Origin of the sequence: Schnuerera sp. (assembly GCF_035459645.1) — a bacterium.
GTDB lineage: Bacteria > Bacillota > Clostridia > Tissierellales > Tepidimicrobiaceae > Schnuerera.
On record NZ_DATHXO010000542.1, the window covers coordinates 1 to 3,806 of the forward strand.

At 30.5% G+C, this 3,806-nt stretch carries 6 protein-coding genes; 2 read left to right on the forward strand and 4 right to left on the reverse strand.

All coding sequences use genetic code 11. The features are described 5' to 3' along the window. The 3 genes from VK998_RS12715 to VK998_RS12725 form a co-directional block, all read right to left on the reverse strand. A partial coding sequence (locus tag VK998_RS12715; protein ID WP_325228986.1) for a DUF2812 domain-containing protein occupies window positions 1-304 on the reverse strand: 304 nt, incomplete at its 3' end. Between the two features lie 86 nt (window positions 305-390). After that, window positions 391-1,221 carry an NAD(+) diphosphatase gene (gene nudC, locus VK998_RS12720; protein ID WP_325228989.1) on the reverse strand — a complete coding sequence of 277 codons (831 nt, stop codon included), beginning with the start codon at window positions 1,219-1,221 and terminating at the stop codon, window positions 391-393. A gap of 13 nt (window positions 1,222-1,234) precedes the next feature. Beyond that, window positions 1,235-1,813 carry a thymidine kinase gene (locus VK998_RS12725; RefSeq protein ID WP_325228991.1) on the reverse strand — a complete coding sequence of 193 codons (579 nt, stop codon included), beginning with the start codon at window positions 1,811-1,813 and terminating at the stop codon, window positions 1,235-1,237. A gap of 141 nt (window positions 1,814-1,954) precedes the next feature. Here VK998_RS12725 and VK998_RS12730 point away from each other — a divergent pair, with 141 nt between their 5' ends. After that, window positions 1,955-2,734: an ABC transporter ATP-binding protein gene (locus VK998_RS12730; RefSeq protein ID WP_325228994.1), complete on the forward strand. Its 780-nt coding sequence runs from the start codon at window positions 1,955-1,957 to the stop codon at window positions 2,732-2,734. After that, window positions 2,727-3,533, forward strand: a complete 807-nt coding sequence (locus tag VK998_RS12735) for an ABC transporter permease (RefSeq protein ID WP_325228997.1) — start codon at window positions 2,727-2,729, stop codon at window positions 3,531-3,533. Before VK998_RS12730 ends, VK998_RS12735 begins: the two co-directional genes overlap by 8 nt. A 34-nt stretch (window positions 3,534-3,567) precedes the next feature. Here VK998_RS12735 and VK998_RS12740 read toward each other — a convergent pair whose 3' ends face one another. Next, entirely contained in the window at window positions 3,568-3,780 is a 213-nt protein-coding gene (locus VK998_RS12740) for a hypothetical protein (protein WP_325229000.1), read from the reverse strand. Window positions 3,781-3,806 lie beyond the last annotated feature (26 nt).

Consider the following 3,806-nt stretch of genomic DNA (forward strand, 5'->3'; position numbering starts at 1 on the left):
ATAATTCCTTTAAACCAGATTCTACTGGTGAAGAAAATATTAAAAATATATCATTTTCACAGATAAAATTCCATCCATTATTTTTATGTTTTTTGATCCTTTCATCTTTTATATCTTTATCATCTTTTTTAACTATATCTATTCTATAATTTAAATGTCTGGGCTTATCCTCTTTAAAATATGCAAAAAATGTCCCTAGCTTTTGAAGATGAAGCCCTTGCCTTGACATTTCTGCAAAAAACTCCTCATATTCCTCAATATTATATAAGTCACCAAAAAGGAGCTTTTTAACTGGTTTGTCCATTTTCTTCCCCCTTAAACATCAGATTATAATTTTTGCTACCTTGTTTCATATCAAAAAGATATAAATGATCATGAATATAATTATACTCATTGATTCTCTAGAAACCATTCAATTAGCTGAGAACCTATACTTACGGATTTGTTAACCATTCCTGGTATCTCATCTTTAGAAAACCAATCTGCTTCTACTATTTCTTTTCCATCTACCTTAATATCCCCATCTAAATACTCTGCTGTAAATCCTATCATCATAGAATTAGGATAAGGCCAAGGTTGAGATCCAAAATATTCTATATTCTTTACCTTTATTCCTACTTCTTCAAATACCTCTCTCTTTACACATTCTTCGAAGGTTTCACCATATTCTACAAAACCAGCAATAACGCTAAACCTTCTGTTTGGAAACTGCTTATTCCGTGCAAGTAGTAACCTATCTCCTTTAGTAACCGCCACAATGACTGCTGGTGAAGTTCTTGGCCAAGTAGTATTTCCACAGTTAGAGCATACCATTGCTCTTTCAAACTTACTATCCTTTATATACATTTTAGCTCCACATTTACCACAATGTTGGTTCAATTTTAGCCAATTTAATAATAAATTTGCCTTTGAAGCTATAAGGTATATTTCTTCATCAACTATTCTAGAGAAAGTTTTTAAATCTATAAAATTAATGTTTTCATCTTCTATAAAATCAATAAATTCACCACAATGACAATTATACCCAATATATGCCCCCATACATTGAATATTATATATACTTATATTTAAATCAACTATATCCTTTTGTCTAGGAATTAAAAATTCTCCATCTTTTTTACAAACCATTAGTTTATTCTCTTTAAATAAAAACCAAAAATCTTCTTTGTCTTCCTTATGTAAAGGTTTAACTGATGGCTGAAATAAAATATAATTTTCCATATGAATCCCCCTATTAATCATTTAAATTTTTATTTTCTTCTAAAAAGCATTTTCTACATAAAGGCTCGTATTCATCTGAAGCTCCTATTTTTATCCTTTCCTGATCTTTGGATTTTCTATGGCTAACCCATCCATCGCTTCCACATTTTACACAAACAGCATGGTGCTTATAAAGATAATCTGCAATAGGCATTAGCTCCTTTACTGTTTCAAATGGTGTTCCTGTAAAATCCATGTCTAGCCCTGCTACAATTATAGTAAAATCCTTCTCAAGTAATTCATTAATACCTCTAATAATATCCTCTACTTCGCCTCCAAGAAATTGAACCTCATCTATAGCTATAACATCAGGTTTCAATTCATTACAATACTCTATTAACTCGTGAATATCTTTTACTAAAATGGCATTCATAGAAGTTAAATCATGGGTTACAATTTCACTTCTTCTATATCTACTATCAATAGCAGGTTTAAAAGCTATTGTTTTGTATTTTGCTATATTAAATCTTTTAACATCTTTTTCTAAACTCGATGTTTTCCCTGAAAACATCGAACCCGTATGAACTATTAATTTTCCTTTGTATTGATGCAAAATATATCACTCCTTCTTTAATTAGCTTTTATTATTATATCATGATTTCCCAAATTTGACCTAAAATCTTTAGTGTATATTCACATTATAATTTTTTATGAATAATATAAAGTATCATATGCCTATAAGGGAGAGTTGCTTATGGATAAAAAAACAATAGTAGAAATAAGAAATATTGGTATGACCTATCATACATTCAATGGTGAAACAAAAGCCCTTGAAAACATAGATTTTAAAGTGTATGAAGGAGAAATAGTGGGTATTGTAGGCCCTAGTGGCTGTGGTAAATCCACTTTACTTTCAATAATCGCCGGTTTAATCAAACCTTCTACGGGGAAGGTTTTAGTTAATGGAAATAAGGTCACAGAGCCAACAAAAGATATAGGCTATATGTTTCAAAGAGATCATTTGTTTGAATGGAGGACTATATTACAGAATGTATTATTAGGTCTTGAGATACACGGTAAAGTAGAAAAAAAAGCTATTAAGACTGCAGAAAAACTACTTGATACCTATGGGCTAGGAGATTTTAAAAATAATTATCCTAGACAATTATCTGGAGGTATGAGACAAAGAGCTGCTCTAATTAGAACTTTGATTGCAGAACCTAATTTACTTCTACTAGACGAGCCTTTTTCTGCATTAGATTATCAGACAAGGTTAGCAATATCTGATGAAATTGGTCTAATCTTAAAAAATGAGAAAAAAACAGCTCTTTTAGTAACCCATGACATTGCTGAAGCAATATCCTTGTCCCATAGAATAGTTGTACTAACCAATAGACCAGCCAATATTAGAGATATAATAAAAATAGAACTATCTTGCCCTGGTGGAACATGGAGCCCAATTAAATGTCGTGAAGCTCCTGAATTTAGATATTACTTTAACAAAATATGGAAGGAGCTTGATGTTCATGTCTAATAATCCAATGTCTAATGAACATATAAATTACTTGAAAAAAAATAGAAAAAGGAAAAGAAGTATCTTTGTTGCACAGATAACCATCTTAGTATTGGGTTTGTTTTTATGGGAAATAGCAGCTAGATTTAATTGGATAGACTCTTTTTTAACAAGTTATCCTTCGGGAGTTTGGAAATTATTCTTGCAATATGCCAAAGATGGAAACCTATTCTATCATGTAGGAATTTCTCTGTTTGAAACCATAGTTGGTTTCTCTGCAGGTACCCTGCTAGGCATAATTATTGCGATAGGTCTATGGTGGTCTGATTTTTGGGCAAAAGTTTTAGATCCTTATTTAGTAGTGTTAAATAGTTTGCCTAAAACTGCATTGGCACCTATTGTAATTATCTGGGTTGGTGCAGGTTATTCAGGAATCATAGTTACAGCTATTACCGTATCAATCGTTATAACTATTATGAATATGTATTTCAGTTTTATTTCTGTAGATGAAGATAAAATAAAATTATTACAAACTTTTGGAGCCACTAAATTTCAAATTCTCAAAAAAGTAGTACTGCCTTATTCAATACCTACTATGATAAGTACTTTGAAGGTAAATATTGGGCTATCATGGGTAGGTGTGATTGTAGGTGAGTTTCTAGTATCCAAAGCAGGGATTGGTTATCTAATAGTATATGGTGGTCAAGTATTTAAATTAGATTTAGTAATGATGAGTGTGTTCATTTTAGCCTTAATTTCAGCATTAATGTATAAAGGGATTTCTATTTTGGAAAATAAATTTTTAAAATGGAATGAATGATATAAAGGTTAGGTTCAATTGAACCTAACCTTTATTATTTATCTAAATCTTCAATTGTATTTTCTTCTGCTTTTATAGTTTTTGGTTCCATTTTGTTATTTTTATTTATATATACATTTGCCACTTTAATTCCTTTATAAAGAAGGAAAATCATCAAAACTTCTTTAACTATACTCAAAACAATTGTCAGTATTTGGATGATGCTAAATAGAGTCATACTTGGACTTGGATTCACGTTTACATTCATTAATTTTCCCCTTTCTTTGGTCTAAT